The sequence below is a fragment of the Hymenobacter lapidiphilus genome (genome assembly GCF_013377885.1).
Taxonomy (GTDB): domain Bacteria; phylum Bacteroidota; class Bacteroidia; order Cytophagales; family Hymenobacteraceae; genus Hymenobacter; species Hymenobacter lapidiphilus.
Window position 1 is genome coordinate 18,180 of record NZ_JABKAU010000002.1, and the last position, 16,689, is coordinate 34,868.

Here is a 16,689-nt window from a genome sequence, read left to right on the forward strand (position 1 = left end):
ACCTATTTGATTAACAGATGACTTTCTGGTCAAAAAATTTGACCATATAGTTCTTGTACCAGCGACAAGCCCTAGCCTTTATCAAACTGGCAGTATGAGCTAAGTCCAAATACAAAAAAGCGCTGGCCGGCCGGCCAGCGCTTTTTTGTATTTGAAGTGCTTCTGTATAAGGATAAGAAATACTTAGCGCCGGCCCAGCTCGCGCAGGTGGGCTACGTGCGAGGCTACGGCGTAGCGCATCTTGGGATACTCGTTGTATTCCACGTTGAACTCCAGGCACATCTGGCGGATGATTTTGTTAAGCGCCGGGTAATGCACGTGGGAGATGTTGGGGAACAGATGGTGCTCGACCTGGAAGTTGAGCCCGCCTACCAGCCAGCTGATAAGCTTGCTGTCGGTGGCAAAGTTGGCGGTGGTACGAATCTGGTGGATGGCCCACTCATCCTCGATTTTGCGGGTGGTTTCGTGGGGCACAACAAAGGAGGTGTGCTCGACGGTGTGCGCCAGCTGAAACACGATGCTGAGCGTGAAGCCAGCCACCGCCGCGAACAGCAGGAAGCCCACCAGCCAGCTCACAAAGCCAACTGTCCAGATAGGCAGAACCACGAACAGAATCAGGTGCAGCGCTTTAAAGCCCCAGAAAACACCCTCATCGGAAGCCGTCATTTTCTTGATATCGATGTCGCCGATTTTGCCTTTGAAATACTTCTGGTAATCCATGAAGAAAATCCAGGCGATGAACAGCAGGGCGTAAAAGAACCAGAAGTACAGGTGCTGGAAACGGTGCAGCAACCGGCGCGGCTGCTCGGGGCTCAGGCGCAGCCAGGGCTGGGCGTCGAGGTCGTCATCCACGCCTTCCACGTTGGTATACATGTGGTGAATGAGGTTGTGCTTGTTGTGCCACATGAAGGAGTTGCCGCCCAGCACGTTGAGCGTGAAAGACGCAAACTGGTTCATCCACTTGCGCCGGCTGAACGAGCCGTGGGCGCCGTCGTGCATGACGTTGAAGCCGATGGCCGCGCCCAGCAGGCCCAGCACAACGGCCTCGACCATGCCCAGCAGCGCCGGCGGCGTCCAGAATACGAGGTGCAGGTAGACGCCAACGAAAGCGCCGGTGAGTAGCAGAGCCTTGAAAAACAGAGCTTTGCCGCCGGTGGTACTCTTGCCGGCATCGGCAAAGTAAGCGGCCGTACGCCGCTTCAGCTCCTGATGAAAGGAGCGGGAAGCCGCAAATTTGGGGGCATGCATGGGGTGGGGTACTAAAGAGAAAACGAGGGACTTGCCTATTGCCCGGCCAGTTGGCGTGGCGCAGATAGGATCGGGTTGGGTGGTGCCACAACTGGGGCTACAACCTGTATACAAAGATACAGCCAACCGGCAGCCTTGTTCTGGTTCCTGCCACAAAGCCCGGTATTTTACACAACGCCCGATTTCGGATCAGGTACAACGATTCGCTTCTCTCCTCAACTGGAAAGGAAATCAAAATGTAGCTACGAAGACCGGTGTAGGGGCGGGGCTTGTCCCCGCCCGCCGTGAATGATTCAACCCGGACCGTTCGACGGCGGGCGGGGACAAGCCCCGCCCCTACATCGTTCTTCGCAGCTTGGGATACCTCCAATGAGACACCGGTTCATTAACACTTAGAGCACTTATCAAGTCACTGTACGGTCTGTAGAGATGCGACCCAGGCTCCTATAGGAACGTAAAAATCCGCGGCACTCCGAACTAGGCTCATCCGGCGTAGGGGCCGGGTTTTGCTTGGTTCGGAGTGCCGCGGAATTGCAGGCAGCTTACCGGAAATTACGTCTAGCGGGTGGCCAGGGCGGGGTTGCTGCCTACCGGCAGGCCCGGCTTTAGCAGGCCATCCATGGCCGAAAACGGCACGAACACGCTGATTTGCCCATACACGTACGCGGCAATTTCGTAGGGCAAGTACACAAAAACCGCCCCGCCACTGGTCAGGTACACGTTGCGCGTAACAGGCAGCGTTTTCACCAGCAGCGTTTTTGACAGTGGAGCAGCGGCATCTACGCCCAGGGTGGGGCGCACGTACTGGCCCAGCAGTTTCTCCAGCTTGGGCTTGGCACTGGCCAGGAAGATATCATCGTAGCGCAGCGACTTGCCGGTTCGGGTATCGAAGCTTTGCACGTAGGTGCCGTAGAGGCCATGCGCGCCACCCGAATAGTCGTAGCCGAAGAAGCCCGTGCTTAGCAGGTCGCCTTCGTTCCAGAGCACATAAGTGTTCACTTCCTGCTCGTAGGCCAGGCTTTCAGACGGGCGGTACTCTCCGCTTTTGTCTTTGGCGGCGGCGGCCAGCAGCGGGCCAGCATCGGCACGGTAATCCTTCGTAAAGGCGCGCAGCTGCTCGCGCCAGATGGAGTCGAGGGCCGGGACGGGCGCCGTATCGACGGTGTCGCCGTGCAGGCCGCGGCCGATGTTGGCGGCCAGCACCTCCTGGTTGGGGGCCATGAAGGGCACCAGGGCATGCATCACCCGACGGCCGCTGATGCTGTCTTCCGGATGGTCGGGGCGCGGCACTACATCGGCCACAAAATTGCGGGCTGCAAAGCGCACGCCGGTGCCCGGCCGCAGCCGCCGCAACCGCGTAGGCTGGCCGTTGTAGGTGCCCGTAAGTTGGTTGGCATCTTCTTTCAGAAGCCACTGAGGAGCTATTTCCAAAGGCTCGTCCTCGTCGTCGGCATCACCGCTGGCGACGGCCGCAGCCAGCCCTTTGCTCAGGTCGCGCAGGTTGAGGCTGTCGCCCTTGCTGCCGGTGTCGCCGCCCAACTCATACGGCCGGCCGGAGGCATCGGCATAGAACCCCACGATGCGCGCCATCCTGATGTTGCCGGATTCGGCGCTCAGGCGCTGCAGGTGCAGGGTTACGCTGTCGGTGGTGCCGGGCAGCAGGCCACGGTACTGCCGGTACCAGGAGCCGGCATCGTCGGTGGGCTCAGGTAAAACGGCAGTATCGGTAGCCGCCCCCGATTGCTCGGTACCGGAGTTACAGGCGCTCAGCAGCAACAGGCCGAGGGCCAGCGGAGCAGGCAGCTGCCGGAGCAGCGAAGCGGGGCGGAAGCGGGAGAGTAGGTTCATAGCCCCCAAAGAAAGCATATAGACGGCACTCATCCGGCGGCGTGTATTTTCTTGGCTTTGTTTCATCGGTCCGGCTGCCCCCTGCGTATGTACGAACACGAATCTGGCTGAAATTCTCGGCCTCTTTTTCCCTCTCCATATACTTTCCTATGAATCATATCATTGCGGGTCAGGATACCCACGGAAACGACATTAACCTCGACTACATCGACCATGGCGACGGCAAGCCCGTAGTGCTCATTCATGGCTGGCCGGCCACATACAAAATGTGGGAGTACCAGCTCACGGCTCTGGTCGAGCATGGCTTCCGGGTGGTGGCCTACACGCGCCGCGGCTTCGGCAACTCTAGCAAACCGTTCGAGGGCCACGACTACGATACCTACGCCGACGACCTGAAGGCCGTGCTCGACCAGCTCGACCTGCAGGATGTGACGCTGGTAGGCTTTTCGATGGGCGGTGGCGAAGTAGCCCGCTACATGAGCCGCCACAGCGGAGCCCGCGTCAGCCGGGTGGCTTTCATATCAGCCGTTACGCCCTTCCTGCTCAAAACTGCCGATAACCCCGAAGGCGTAGACCGTCAGGTGTTCGATGAAATGATAGAGGGGGTTAAAAAGGACCGCTTCGATTTCCTGCAGGGCTTCGGCAAGAAGTTTTATGGCGTAGGGATGCTTAGCAACCCTGTAAGCGAAGCCGCCCTCGACTGGACTCAGCGCATGTGCGAAGTTGCCGATCCACGGGCTACGTTGCTAAGCGCGCGGGCGTGGTCGGAAACTGATTTTCGCCAGGATCTGGCCGCTATTGAGGTACCCACGCTGGTCATCCATGGCGGCGACGATGCGCTGGTACCAGCTAAGGTGAGTGGTGAGCGGATGACTCATTTTGTACCGCACGCCGAGTTTATTGAGTACGCCGGGGCCCCACACGGGCTATTTATACCCGAAAAGGAACGCTTCAATCGTGACCTGATAACCTTTGTACACGGCGGCGACGTGCAGAAAACGGCCGATAGGTATTAAGTGGAATAAGTATCTACATAATAATGCCCCAGCAGAGTATATATAGCTCCGCTGGGGCATTACTATGTAGATGCAACTGAAATCCTCTTGTACTGAACTACTGCTTTTCGAACGTGAGCGTAAGGAATCCTCGCATTATGTTTTCCACATCCAGTACGTAAGCATATTTGCCAGGCTGTAACGGCAATTCACCTACATAATCAATCGGCTGGAAAACGAACTCCTGACCATCGATCAATACCTTCACATAAGCATATCTGTAAGCAGTTGTGTAGGCAGCATAGGAAGTTTCTTTCCCAGTGCCCAAAGCACCGTAGTTATTCTCGTCGTCGGGTGCCCTCACCTGAACGCTTTGAAATTGGTAGCTACTGGCATTTTTCACACGAATAAAAACTTCGCCAGCGGCCGGTTCTTTTTTGCAGGAGACATGCAACAGACTTCCTAAACACAAAAGCAAAAGTAGAACTAGCTGTTTCATTGTGGGCAATGAATAATGGTTTTACCCGTAGAGGAGCACATGCAATGCCCCAACGTTGCATTGGCCAATAGTATAAAAGGGCGGGGCTTACAACGAATAATAAACCCGGCAGCCTCGCGGCTGGCCGGGTTTATTGCAGGTACGGATGCCAGTTTTGGTCGAGGGTACCGGCGCTGAGCTTGAGGAAGCCGGTGAGGGTAGGCTTTTTGGGCTGCTGCCGGATGGTAAGGCCCGCTTCCTGGGGGGTGTGGTGGCCCTTGGCATGGTTGCAGCGCGAACAGGCCGTGAGCAGATTGCTCCAGCTGGAGTCGCCGCCCCTGCTTCGGGGTATTACGTGGTCGAGGGTCAGGTTTTTGGTAGAGCCGCAGTACTGGCACTCGAAATTATCGCGCTTCATTACGTTGTGGCGGCTTAAGGCAATGCCTTTGTAGGGCACGCGCACATAGCGCTGCAGCCGGATGATGCTGGGCTTGGGGTACGCACGGCTCACGGTACGCAGCACGCCATGCTCCGACTTAGCGATAAGCTCAGCCTTTTCAAGATAAAGCAGCACGAAAGCTTTCTGGACGCTACACAGCGTAATGGCCGTGTAGTCGCCGTTTAATACAAGCACCTTATGGTCCATACAGCGCGAAGAAAAAGAACCTACCCTGGCTGAAAGCTAGAGGATTCTAAGCGCATTAACAATAGGAAACCTGTTCTGGTTGCGGGTAAACGGGTGGAACTATCATTCAGAGCAAAGCGAAGAATCTCGCAAGCAATGGCAACTTCCTTTGGCAGGAATACTATTGCTCGCGAGATTCTTCGCTCCGCTCTGAATGACCGCCATTACACCGTTCTTTGTCCCTCTTACTCGCTCAAAATGCGCTTAATCAGGCGCAGCTTGTGGCTGTAGCGCTGCTGGTCGCGGCGGAAGATACCGTTGTGGTCGAGCGGGTCGATACGGACTTCGCCGCTGGCGTGCAATATCTGCTGGTCGTCGAGCAGCAGCCCCACGTGTACGATGCGGCCCTCGGCGTTGTCGAAAAACGCCAAGTCGCCGGGGCGGGTCTGGGCCACGAAGTGTACCGGCTGACCGGCTTCAATCTGCTGGTGGGCATCGCGCGGGAGTTGTACCCCAACCAAGCCGTAGAGTTGCTGTACGAGGCCCGAGCAGTCGATACCGAACAGGGTTTTGCCGCCCCATAAGTAGGGTGCTTTCAGATACTGCAGGGCCATTTTCTGCAGCAGCTTCAGGCGCACATCGGCGGGGCCCTGGGGGCCGTGGCCGTTGCGCGGGTTGGTGGCCGAGCCGTTGTAGAAGTAAGGCTGGTCGCCGAGGTGCAGCGTCATGCCATCAAAAAACGGCAGGCGGGTGCCCAGCGTAACGGGCATTTTGGTGCTGTCGTCGCTCACCATCTGCACCACATCGAGGGTGCGGGGGTGGTCTTCGGCCTGCCAGCGCCGGAAGTAGTCGGCCGACACGGGGCGGTGCTGCTTGGCGTCCATCCAGCCCACGTACTGATCGGCGGCCAGGCGCACCTGCAGCCAGTTGCCCTGCACGAGCAGCACCGAGTAGCACTCGCCGAAAATGAGTTGGGTAACAATTTCGGCCTTATCGGTGGCCTCGGCCCGCACCGGCACGGCGCTCAGGGTGCAAATTCCGTGTTCCACAATGGTTTATTAAAAGTCCCGGGCGCGGTCCATCTCGCGCTTCTGGTCTTTGGCTTTCAGGTCGTCGCGCTTGTCATAGAGCTTCTTGCCCTTGGCCAACGCAATTTCGAGCTTGGCAAAACCCCGGTCGCTCACGAACAGGCGCACGGGAATGATGGTGAGGCCCTGCTCCTGGTTTTTACCAGTCAGCTGCTTCAGTTCGCGCTTATTGAGCAGCAGCTTGCGGGGCCGGGTGGGCTCGTGGTTGTTGTAGGTGCCTTCGGTGTACTGGGCAATGGTGATGTTGTGGGCCCACAGGCTACCATCGGGGTGAAACACGCAGAAGCCGTCGGCCAGCTGTACGCTGCCCACACGGATGCTCTTGATTTCAGTGCCCTTCAGCACGATGCCGGCGGTGTAATTGACCAGAAAGGCATACTCGAACCGGGCGCGGCGGTTCTGGATGTTGATGTGCTTGGGTTTGTCGTCTTTGGCTTGGGCCATAGGATAAAAAGCTGGCAGCGGCCTGCCCCGAAAATGGCTCCGGAGCCTTGCCGCCGCGCAAGGAACGTAAAAAAGGCTTAACGGCGGGCTGCCGCCGGGGGTTGGAAGATGCGCGCCGCCCGATACCCGGCGCGGTCTTAGGGTTGCGCGGGCTGCCGCTCATACAGCGCCCGCCACTGGTCCTGGTACACGCGCTGATACTGCCCGATGCGGGCCGGGGCAGTGGGCGGAATGTGGTAAACGTCGTTGCTGGTGTTGTAGTCGGGAATGATATACTGCACCGAATCGGTGGCGGCGCGGGCGAAAACCGAGTCGAGCGGTGTGGCCGGGGCAGTCAGGAAAGTGAGGCCACGGATCTGGTAATTGTCAATCTGCCCGAAAATGAAGTTGAGCGGCGCAATGACTTTGGCACCGCGTATGGGCATCTGGGCAGCTAGCCGGGCATTGAGGGCCATGATATCGGGGCTACGCTGGTTGAGCTGGCGCACGTACAGGAGTTGGGCCAGCGTGCCCACCGGGTACAGCACTACCAGCACCAGCAGCACCCGCCGCGCCCCCGGCTTCCACTGCCCGGCCGACAGGGCAATTTCAACCACCAATACCACCAGAAAGGGCACAAACAGCAGGTAGTAATAGGCCGTGGGGCTTTTGGTGAGCAACCAGAACAGCCCCAGCAGCAGCAGGATGTAGCGCAAAACCGGTTTTGGTAGCGGCGCCTCGCCTACAGTGGTGCGGCGGCTCCACCAAGCCAGGGCCAGGGCCACCAATGCCACCACCGAAAGTGCAATTTCGCCGGCGCTGTGAAAGAAAATGCTGTGGTACCGGGCCATTACCCGCAGCTTATCACTCAAGTGCAGGTTGGGAGCCACCACGGGGTAGTTCACGAACTGATCGGCTAGCACGGGCAGCTCGCCGACCAAGGCGGCATCGAGCGCAAACAGCGCCAGCACCGCCGCTGCGGGCACCGAGAAGCTGAACAGCGCCCGCCAGTCGGCCCGGTACCAGATCAGCCACAGGGCCCCGGCCGCCATATACAAAGTGCCGTTCGGATGCACCAGCCCGGCCAGCCCGGCCAGCGCCCCGGCAGCCACCAGCCGGCCCAGACGGCCGTTGGCTTGATGCAGCACCAGGTACGAAGCGAAGCCGCAGAACGCCACCGTCGTTTCGGGCCGGCCCGCGAAGCCGAATAGCATCACCGAGCCGCAGCCCACGTACAGCAGTGCCGCCAGCCAGCGCGCCTCGGAGGGCGCGGCCCTGAAGTAGCGCAGCAGCAGCCCCAGCGTGGCAGCGGCCGAAATCAGGGCCACCGACTTCACGGCCACCAGGCTTTCGCCCAGCACCGCCAGCTCGGCCGCCATCAAGTAGATATAGCCTTTGTGAAAGATGTAAAGTCGGTTTTCCCAGCCCCCAAACCCCCGGAACAGCTCCGAGTGCACATACCCGTCGCGCAGCAACCAAAAAGCCTCCTCCGCCGACCAGGCATCATCAAAATGCGCGTAGCGCCCCACCAACGAAGCCGCAAACAGTGCCAGTACAACCAGTAGGGCTACATAGTAGAAGCGCGGAGGCAGCAAACGAATGGACGGCGAAGAAAAGAGCATAAGAGGATTTTCGGCAGGCAAACATACGCGCCTTACCGTTGAAGCCGTTGAAGCTGTTTACAAAGTAAAAATAACGTCGTGCTGAGCGCAGTCGAAGCATCTCTACCGCCAAAGTAGACATATGCCACTGCGGTAGAGATGCTTCGACAGGCTCAGCATGACGTTCTGATTGATTCCGGGGACTTTGTAAACGGCTTCATTACGAGGGCCAGTGAACCACTTCCTTATCGGCCTATCCCCGCAGCTCCCGAAAACGGGCCTGCAGCCTCACGCTACTGACAATGCGCTGGCCGGTGCGGCCGGTAGCTACCAGCCGTGCGCCCACCAGTGCCTCCACCCGGCACAGCAGCTCGGCACCGCGCAGCTCCTCAAAAACCGCCCGAAACTCCACCGTTTCCCCTTCGAAAGCCGGGCCGCGGTGCTCCACCGTCAGCAGCGTCCCAATGCCCTCCTCCCCCACTTCCAGCATCTGCTCCACAAACTGACGGCTGGTCCACTCCAGCGCCTGCCCCAGCGCAAACGTGCTGAGCACTGGATGAATCAGCCGGCCATTGAGCACCGCGAAGTCGGCGGCCGTTACGGTCAGCTGGTACGTTTGCTCATCGCCAGGCCGGAAAGGATTGGTCATTGGGAAGGATTAGGGATTAGGGATTAGAAAAGAACGTCATGCTGAGCGGAGCCGAAGCATCTCTACCACAATGCTAACCCAACGTCAGGATTACCATTGCGGTAGAGATGCTTCGGCTCCGCTCAGCATGACGTTCTTTCTGTTCTAGGAACTGGCAATTGAAAGCTACACCAGTTTCAGGCGCGGGTCGGAGCTTACTAGCTGGGTGGCAAAGTCGCCGGCTTCGTACTGGAACTGGGCGGTGCGGGCAATCATGGCGGCGTTGTCGGTGCAGTACTGGAACGCGGGGATGAACACCTGCCAGTTCTGGGCAACGGCTTCGTCCTGCAGGGCTTGGCGCAGGCCGCTGTTGGCGGCCACGCCGCCGGCCAGGGCAATCTGGGTTAGCTGCTGGTCGGCGGCGGCGCGGCGCAGCTGGCGAAGCAGCGTCTGGATGATGGTGTGCTGGATGCTGGCGCAGAGGTCGGCCAGGTTTTGCTGCACGAAGTCAGGGTTTTTGGCAGTCTCCTTCTTCAGGAAGTAGAGCACTGCGGTTTTCAGGCCGCTGAAGCTGAAATCGTAGCCCGGCATGGTGCCCACCGGGAACGGAAAGCGCAGCGGGTCGCCCTGGCGGGCCAGCTTGTCGAGGTGAGGGCCGCCGGGATAGGGCAGGCCCAGCAGCTTGGCCGTTTTGTCGAAGGCCTCGCCGGCGGCATCGTCGATAGTCTGGCCGATGATTTCCATAGACAGCGGCCCGCGCACTACCACCAGCTGGGTGTGGCCGCCACTCACGGTAAGGCACAGAAACGGAAACTCGGGCCGGGGCTCCTCAATAAAATGCGCCAGAATGTGGGCCCGCATGTGGTTGACGGCAATCAGCGGTTTGCCCAAAGCCAGGGCCAGCGTTTTGGCGAACATACCACCCACCAGCAACGAGCCCAGCAGCCCCGGCCCCTGCGTGAAGGCCACCGCGTCGAGGTCGGATTTGGTAATGCCGGCCTGCTTGAGAGCGGCATCTACCACCGGCACCAGGTGCTGCTGGTGGGCGCGCGAGGCCAACTCGGGCACTACACCGCCGTACTGCACATGCACCTGCTGAGTAGCCACCACGTTGGAGCGCATCTCGCCATCAACGAGTACGGCCGCCGAGGTATCGTCGCAGGAAGATTCGATAGCGAGAATAGTGGGCATTTTTAAAGAAGTTAGAAGCTAGGAGCTAGAATTCAGAAGCAAAACTACAACGAAGCAGCACGACGTAGGGGCGGGGCTTGTCCCCGCCCGCCATTGAACGGCTACCGTTGCAACGGCGTGAACGGCGGGCGGGGGCAAGCCCCGCCCCTACGTCGTTGCTGTAAGCCCGTTCTATCCCCATCTATTATAATGCCTGACTCCTAGCTTCCCCAGAAGCTCCTAACTTTGTCTCGTGCCCCGGTTTCTCTCCATTATACTGAAAGTGCTGTTTGGCCTGCTGCTGCTGCTGGTGCTGGCCGTAGTGGGTGCGCTGGTGGCCCTGCGGGTGCCGAGCGTGCAAACCAACCTGGCCCAGCGGGCGGCGCTGATGCTCAGCGAAAAGCTCGGCCAGAAAGTGCTGGTGAACCGCGTGGATGTACGCCCCTTTTCGCGGGTGCTGCTCGAAGGCGTGCGGGTGCTCGATAAGCGTGGCAATGAGCTGTTCAACATCGGCCGGGCTGATGCCGACATCAAGCTCTTCAGCATCTTCAAACCCAACCAATTGCACGTGGGAAGGCTCACGCTGGAGGAGCCGCGCTTTCATCTGGTTACCTACAAAAACAACCCCGACTCGACCACGCTCGACCAGTTCATCAGCTCCATGAAGCGGCTGCTGGGCCCTTCGGATACTACGAAAGTCAGCAAGCCCTTCGATTTCCAGATTGAGGCCCTGAGCTTGCGCAACGGGCAGTTTGTGCTCAACCGGCAGGACGTGCCGCGCATTCCGGAGTACGGCCGCACGATGGATTACGCCCACATGCAGCTCGACAGCATCTACGTCGATGCCGACCAGCTCTGGCTGCGGGGCGACTCCATCCACGCCAACATTACGGGCCTGCGCACCGTGGACACGCCCTCGGGCACCCGCCTGCGCGAGCTGACGGCGAACATGACCTACGCCGATAAATTCTGGGAATTCGACAAGCTGATGCTGCGCGTGGGAGAGAGCAAAATCCACGATTACCTGCGCTTCGAGTTCAACCGCTTTCTCAATTTCACCAGCTTCAACGACTCGGTGAAGGTAATTGCCCGGCTGGAGCCCAGCCGCCTGTATTCCGACGACATTGCCAAGTTTGCGCCCCAGCCCAGCGTGCGCGACCTGAATGAAACCATCCTTATTTCGGGCCAGGCGAAGGGCTACGTGCGCAACTTCACCACCAAAAACCTCGACATCAGCTACGGCAAGGGTACGCGGGTGCGCGGCGACATCAACGTGGAAGGGCTGCCCAACTTCAAGGAAAGCTTTATTGTGATGCGGCTGCAGCCCTCGGTGCTGCGCGGCACCGACTTGCGGCGCTACATTCCGGCCAAGAGCTGGCCCTACGTGCAGCGGCTAGGCACAGTAAAGCTGAACGGGCAGTTTCTGGGTTTCTACAACGACTTCGTGGCCAATGGCTCGTTCCAGACGGCTCTGGGCTCGGTTACCTCCGACGTCAACCTTAAGCTGAAAGACGACCCGCGCTACTCAACCTACGAGGGCAAGCTGCGCACCAGCGGCTTTCAGCTGGGCAAGCTGCTGGGCGATGAGAGCTTCGTGCGCGACGTGGCGTTTAACGGCCGGGTAGAAGGCGTGGGCTTCGAGGCCAGCAGCTTACGCCTCACGGCCAACGCCAACGTGCAGAGCATCTGGCTTAACGGCTACCGCTACCGCAACATCGTCACCAACGGCGTGTATAGCCGCCGTTCGTTCACGGGTAAAATTGCCGCCAACGACCCCAACCTCAAGTTCGACGCCAACGGCACCATTAACCTACGGCCCCGCGAGCAGGCGTTTGACTTGCGGGCCCGAGTGCAGAAGGCCGATTTGCGCGCTCTGGGCCTCACCAACGAAAGCGTAACGGTAGCCACCACCGCCGACGTGAAATTCCAGGGCCTGCGCCTCGATGCGCTGCTGGGCTACGCCCGCCTGCGCAACTCGCGCGTAGGCTACGCCGGCCGCACCGTAAACATCGACACGCTTGATATAGTAAGCCAGCTGGAAGCCGGGCAGCGCCAGGTGCGGGTGCGCTCGGAAGTGCTTAACCTGAGCCTGGCCGGCGACTTTACGCCCAGCACCGTTATCCGCGACGTGAAAACGCTGGTGCAGGAGTACAAGCTCAACTTCGAGAGCAACGACGACGCCATTGCCGCCTATTACCGCCGCAAGCGCCAGCAGCCGCTGCCCAACTACCAGATCGGCCTCAACTTGTACCTGAAGCGGTTTAACCCGGTACTACACCTGTTTGTACCGCAGCTCAGCATTGCCGACTCTACCCGTTTCGATGGCTCGTTCCGCAACGGGCAGACCTCCATTTTCCAGTTGGGCGGCCGGATGGCCCGCGTGCAGTACGACAGCGTGCGGCTGTTCAATACCGATGTGGACCTGACGACTTCCAAACTACCCTACCAGCCCGAAATCCTGGCCCAGGCCAGCGTCACGTCGGAGCGGCAGCGGCTGCCGGGACTGGGCGAAACCGAGAACTTCTACGTGGAAGGCGTGTGGGACCAAGAGAAAATCAACTTCTCGACCGCCCTGGCCCAGACCGGCACCACCAATAAGGCCCAGATAAACGGGGCGCTGGTGTTTCTGGAAGATGCCGTGAAAATCATCTTCCGGCAGTCGGGCGTTAACCTGCTAGGCAAGAACTGGACGATTGCGCCCGATAACTCGCTGGTAATTTCGGGCGGCGGGCGCGAGCTGGACTTCCAGAACGTGACGCTCAGCAACGGCGAGCAAAGCGTGAGTGCGCAGGGCTTTATATCGCAGAATCCTGCCAAACCGCTGGCTCTCACGGTCAGCAACTTCGAGCTGGCCACGCTCAACGGCCTCACCGGCACCCAGAAATTTGGGGGCCGGGTGAATGCGCTGGGCACCGTTAGCGGCGTGTTCGGCCCGCTGGTCATCAACTCGACGCTGAAAGTGGACTCGCTGACCCTGGATAACGTGCTGATTGGTGACGTGGAAGGCCGCGGCGACTGGGACAACGCCCTCGCCCGGCTCAACGTGAACCTCGATGTGGCCCGCGACGCCCGCCGGGTGCTGGCCGTAACCGGCTACATCGCGCCCGGCTCCGACACCCAGCAGCTTAACCTGAGCGGGGTGCTGGAGCAGACGCCCATCAAGCTGGCTGAGCCCTTTCTCAACACGCTGTTTAAGGATGTGAGCGGTACCGGCGTGGGTACGCTGCGCGTGAACGGGCTATTTGCGGCCCCCGTGCTCACCGGCAACATCGACGTGACGGACGGGCAAATGACGTTCATCTACCTGGGCACTACCTACCGATTTGCCGACCGCATCCGGTTTTTAGAGGACCGGATTGCGCTCCAGAACATTACGCTGCGCGACCCGCAGGGCAATTCGGGCGTCATCAACGGCAACATTTACCAGCGGGGCTTCCAGAACATGCGGCTGGACCTGAGCGCCTCGTTCCGCAAGCTGCAGGTGCTCAACACCACCCGCCGCGACAACGAGCTGTACTTCGGGCAGGCGTACGCCACGGGCACGGCCGTGGTGCGCGGGCCGGCCAACAACCTGTTCATCAACGTAACGGCCCGTAGCGAGGCCGGCACGCGCATGTCGCTGCCGTTTGACAATGCCGCCAAGGCCGAGCAGGCCAGCTACATCAAGTTCGTCAACCGCAACCTCTCCGACTCGGCCCGGGCGGTGCTGGCCGCCCAGAACCCCAAGGGTGTCACCACCGGCAAAGCCGATTTGTCGGGCCTGCGGCTGAATATGAACCTCGACATTACGCCCGATGCCTACGTGGAGCTGCTGCTGGACGAAAGCACCGGCGACATTATTCGGGGCACAGCCACCGGCCAGCTGCGGCTCAACATCGATACCCGCGGCGACTTCAACATGTACGGGCAGGTGGAAATCGTGCGTGGGGCCTACAATTTCACGCTACAGGGCCTGGTAAACAAGGAGTTTGTGGTGCGGCCCGGCGGTACCATTGCCTGGAACGGCGACCCGCTGGCCGGCGAGCTGAATGTAACCGCCACGTACACTCAGCGCACCAGCCTAGCCCCCGTGCTCTACCAAACCGGCAACACGGCGCCCAACACCTCGCTCGTACCCGTTACGGCCGTGATGAACCTGACCGGCCCGATTCTGCAACCCATTATCAAGCTCAACCTCGAATTCAACGATATTCCTTCGTCGTTGGAAGGCGACCTGGCTCCTTTCCTGTCGGCTATCCGCAACGACGAGCAGGAGCTGAACCGGCAGGTGTTCAGTCTGGTGGTGTTCCGGCAGCTTACGCCGCCCGGCTCGCTGGCCGTTACCCGCCTCGACGGCGGCAACAACGCGCTGGGCAACAGTCTGGGCCAGATTCTGAGCACCCAGCTTGGCCTGCTGACCTCGCAGATTGACCCCAACCTGGAAATCAGCTTCAACATCAATGGCCTTTCAGCCGACGACCTGGCGGCCCTGCAGCTACGGCTGAGCTACTCCTTCCTCAACGGCCGCCTGCGCATCACCCGCGACGGCAGTTTCGGCAGCAACAGCAACGCGGGCACCAGCGCGGGCGGGGTGCCGGTGGGCACAGGTCAGAACTCGGTTATCGGTGATTTGAGCCTGGAATACTACCTGCGCCCCGACGGAAAATTCCGGGCCAAGCTGCGCTACGAAACCACCCCGCGCGACTTTACCGGCTTGGGCCAAAACGTGAACCAGGCCCGCGCCGGCATCTCGCTGCTGCACACCGAGCAGTTCGACACCTTCCGCGAGCTGTTTGCCCGCAAGCGCCTGAGCCGCCGCGACCGGGACGCCCGCAAAGCCCGCGAGCTACAGGTAGACAACGACCAGCGCACGGAGATATGAGGGGTAAGAAATAGAACGTCATTCAGAGCGAAGCGAGGAATCTCGCTCCTATTCGTTGGGTAGCTCTCATTCAACGACTGCACGCGAGATTCTTCACTTCGCTCTGAATGACGTTCTTTGTTGCTGCTCATCCCCCACCGTTAGCATATCAACTCATTCACCGCATGAAGCAGCCCACCCGCAAAAAGAAGCTCGGTAGTTATCCGCACCTGATGGTGGTGTTCAGCATTACGCTGGCCCTGTTGGTGGTGGGCCTGTTCGGGCTGCTACTGATTCATGCCCACAAGGTGTCGACGCTGGTGAAGGAAAACCTGGAGATGCAGGTGTACCTGCAGCGCGACTTGCCCGAAACCCAGCTGCTGCAGCTGCAGCAGGATCTGGCCCGCAAGCCCTTCGTGGCCCGCAAAGACAACGAGCCCCAGGTGCGCTTTCTGTCCAAGGAAGAAGGGGCCCGCCAGCTCATCGACCAGACCGGCGAGGATTTCCAGCAGTTTCTGGGCGACAATCCCCTGCGCGACGCCTACTTACTCAAGCTGAACGCCGACTACGCCGACGCTAAGAACCTCGCCCGCATCAAGCAGGAGCTGGGCCAGATGCCGGGCGTGTTCGAGGTAGATTACGTGGAGAGCCTGATTACGTCGGTGAACGAGAACCTGCGCAACGTGAGCTTGGTGCTTATTGGCTTCGCGGCCATCCTCACGTTTGTGGTGGTGGTGCTCATCAACAATACCATCAAGCTGGCCCTATTTTCCCAGCGTTTCCTCATTCGGAGTATGCAGCTGGTGGGCGCTACGCCGGGCTTTATTCAGTGGCCATTTTTGCGGCGGGCGGTGTGGCAAGGGCTGGTGAGCGGCATTCTGGCCAGCTTGCTACTGGCGGCGCTACTGCAGTACGCCTACCTGCAGCTTAGCGAGCTGCGCCTGCTCGAAGACAACCGCCTGTTCGCGGCGCTGGGTATTTTTCTGGTGGCACTGGGCATGGGCATCGGCTTCCTAAGCTCCTGGCGCGCCGTGCGCAAGTATGCCGGCATGTCGCTCGACGAGTTGTATTAGGAGATTTGGAAGGGTCCGGGGAATAGTGGTAGAAGTAGTAGTGAAGCAACGTGTCATGCTGAGCGAAGCGGAGCGTAGTCGAAGTATCTCTACCGCAGTGGTAATCTTATCGGCTTCGACGAAGCAGTAGAGATGCTTCGACTACGCTCCGCTTCGCTCAGCATGACACGTTGCTTTGGCTCAACCTTCCACCGCCACCCTACCCCACTTCGTTCTCCCAAATCCCTCATTGGTTGAATTTCGGCGGCGGCTTGCCGCAACTCCGCTACCTTTGCCCTCATGGAATCGACTACTCCCCGCTTTGCCTTCGGGCCGCGTAACTACCGCCTCATGTTTATTGGGCTGGCCGTGCTGGCGGCCGGCTTCATTACCATGACCCTCGATTCGGAAGAGTACGGCTTGGGGTTTCTGGGCATTACGCTGGGCCCGATTCTGCTGGCCGTGGGCTTCCTGATCGAGTTCTGGGCCATTATGGCCCGGCCCGGCGCCACCGCCCCGGTAGCCCGCGACGAAGCCACGGTAACCACCGTGCCCTCGCAGCCCGTGCCACCGGCCACAACTGCTCCAGCAACTCCTACTGCCCCTACCTATAAGCGGTAGTCGGCAAGGGCAACCCACTGTCATCCTGAGCTGCGCGCACCATCTCCACCGAAGCTACAGGCTGGCTTCTGT

Annotated in this window: 13 protein-coding genes; 4 read left to right on the forward strand and 9 right to left on the reverse strand. The window is 59.8% G+C overall.

Features of this window, described 5'->3' with window-relative positions; all coding sequences use genetic code 11:
• Positions 1-183: 183 nt before the first annotated feature.
• Both HW554_RS01275 and HW554_RS01280 read right to left on the reverse strand, forming a co-directional pair.
• A complete protein-coding gene (locus HW554_RS01275; RefSeq protein ID WP_176906545.1) occupies positions 184-1,248 on the reverse strand; it encodes a fatty acid desaturase family protein in 1,065 nt (354 codons plus the stop codon).
• 558 nt (positions 1,249-1,806) lie between these two features.
• Entirely contained in the window at positions 1,807-3,096 is a 1,290-nt protein-coding gene (locus tag HW554_RS01280; protein WP_176906546.1) for a DUF3298 and DUF4163 domain-containing protein, read from the reverse strand.
• A gap of 149 nt (positions 3,097-3,245) precedes the next feature.
• On the opposite strand from HW554_RS01280, the gene HW554_RS01285 reads away from it, so the two are divergent.
• Positions 3,246-4,112 carry an alpha/beta fold hydrolase gene (locus HW554_RS01285; RefSeq protein WP_176906547.1) on the forward strand — a complete coding sequence of 289 codons (867 nt, stop codon included), beginning with the start codon at positions 3,246-3,248 and terminating at the stop codon, positions 4,110-4,112.
• A gap of 97 nt (positions 4,113-4,209) precedes the next feature.
• On the opposite strand, the gene HW554_RS01290 is transcribed toward HW554_RS01285, so the two are convergent.
• From HW554_RS01290 to tsaD, 7 genes are all read right to left on the reverse strand, one after another.
• On the reverse strand, positions 4,210-4,590 hold the full coding sequence (locus tag HW554_RS01290) for a hypothetical protein (RefSeq protein ID WP_176906548.1): 381 nt from the start codon (positions 4,588-4,590) through the stop codon (positions 4,210-4,212).
• Between the two features lie 130 nt (positions 4,591-4,720).
• Positions 4,721-5,215, reverse strand: a complete 495-nt coding sequence (locus tag HW554_RS01295) for an HNH endonuclease (RefSeq protein ID WP_176906549.1) — start codon at positions 5,213-5,215, stop codon at positions 4,721-4,723.
• Between the two features lie 224 nt (positions 5,216-5,439).
• Positions 5,440-6,243, reverse strand: a complete 804-nt coding sequence (locus HW554_RS01300) for a C40 family peptidase (protein ID WP_317170812.1) — start codon at positions 6,241-6,243, stop codon at positions 5,440-5,442.
• A 9-nt stretch (positions 6,244-6,252) separates the two neighbouring features.
• Positions 6,253-6,726 carry an SsrA-binding protein SmpB gene (smpB, locus tag HW554_RS01305; RefSeq protein WP_176906550.1) on the reverse strand — a complete coding sequence of 158 codons (474 nt, stop codon included), beginning with the start codon at positions 6,724-6,726 and terminating at the stop codon, positions 6,253-6,255.
• Between the two features lie 137 nt (positions 6,727-6,863).
• Entirely contained in the window at positions 6,864-8,327 is a 1,464-nt protein-coding gene (locus tag HW554_RS01310) for a hypothetical protein (RefSeq protein WP_176906551.1), read from the reverse strand.
• A 232-nt stretch (positions 8,328-8,559) separates the two neighbouring features.
• A complete protein-coding gene (locus HW554_RS01315) occupies positions 8,560-8,955 on the reverse strand; it encodes a thioesterase family protein (protein ID WP_176906552.1) in 396 nt (131 codons plus the stop codon).
• A gap of 165 nt (positions 8,956-9,120) precedes the next feature.
• On the reverse strand, positions 9,121-10,125 hold the full coding sequence (gene tsaD / locus HW554_RS01320) for a tRNA (adenosine(37)-N6)-threonylcarbamoyltransferase complex transferase subunit TsaD (protein ID WP_176906553.1): 1,005 nt from the start codon (positions 10,123-10,125) through the stop codon (positions 9,121-9,123).
• 232 nt (positions 10,126-10,357) lie between these two features.
• Between tsaD and HW554_RS20905 the strand changes: the two genes are divergently transcribed.
• The 3 genes from HW554_RS20905 (at position 10,358) to HW554_RS01335 (ending at position 16,617) form a co-directional block, all read left to right on the forward strand.
• The gene (locus HW554_RS20905; RefSeq protein WP_176906554.1) at positions 10,358-14,965 is read left to right on the forward strand and encodes a translocation/assembly module TamB domain-containing protein; all 4,608 of its coding nucleotides are present in this window, start codon (positions 10,358-10,360) and stop codon (positions 14,963-14,965) included.
• Between the two features lie 164 nt (positions 14,966-15,129).
• Positions 15,130-16,017 (forward strand): cell division protein FtsX, encoded by an 888-nt coding sequence (locus HW554_RS01330; RefSeq protein ID WP_176906555.1) that lies wholly within the window; start codon positions 15,130-15,132, stop codon positions 16,015-16,017.
• Between the two features lie 279 nt (positions 16,018-16,296).
• Complete coding sequence (locus HW554_RS01335; protein WP_176906556.1) at positions 16,297-16,617, forward strand: DUF3098 domain-containing protein; 321 nt, start codon at positions 16,297-16,299, stop codon at positions 16,615-16,617.
• Positions 16,618-16,689 lie beyond the last annotated feature (72 nt).